The 663-nt window shown below is 35.6% G+C and carries 1 protein-coding gene; it reads left to right on the top strand.

Annotated elements, in window-relative coordinates; genetic code table 11:
- Positions 1–527: hypothetical protein (locus GXW81_RS10375; RefSeq protein WP_221410762.1), on the top strand; the 527-nt coding region annotated here is incomplete at its 5' end.
- Positions 528–663: the final 136 nt, after the last annotated feature.

The following is a 663-nucleotide window of genomic DNA, read 5'->3' as shown; positions in this document are numbered from 1 at the left end:
CCGTTGCCTGCAAGCTGGAAATGGAACTAATAGGAAGAATTGATAATAGAAAAATATATTACGTTCAGATAAGAAATAATTCTGAATGGAGGTTTTCTTTGCCAAAAAATGACTGGGTTGTTTTTATAATAGCAAACAAAGAAGACGAGGAGTTAGTTCCACCGACAGTAAAAATATGTATGGACAAAAATGTGTCATACATTTGTAGTGCTGGAACTCTGGCTCAATGGACTGAAAAATATTTTGACGAGGAAATATCTTTACGAGCATTGGACTATGAAGAGCAGACAAAAAAGGAATTCAACTTTGACTTTGCACCTAATACAACCTGTCATCAAAATTTCAGCGAAGGATTTTGGTTTGCGACAACTTTAGCTCACAACCCGTATAAAGAAATTGACAAAGTTGTTTGCTTGGACTTAACAAAACGAAAAGTAAAAAAACATTTGGCTGAATTAATCAACAAAATAAACAATGGTTGGTTACCAAGTGATGAAGAAATTGAACTTACTGAATATGATATTTAAAAAAGCCAGCAGGCAACAAGGTATTACCGCAAGCGGGGTTTATTTCTTTTTTAGAAAAATTTGTTTACCTTTGAGGTGTGGTATTTTAGTTGAAGTTGGGTGCTAATAAGCCCCGCCTTCGGCAATACCCGGACCG

Origin of the sequence: Riemerella anatipestifer, from assembly GCF_009932355.1 — a bacterium.
GTDB lineage: Bacteria > Bacteroidota > Bacteroidia > Flavobacteriales > Weeksellaceae > Riemerella > Riemerella anatipestifer_E.
Note: the sequence above shows the minus strand (reverse complement) of the source record. Positions and strands in the feature narration are given on the sequence as shown.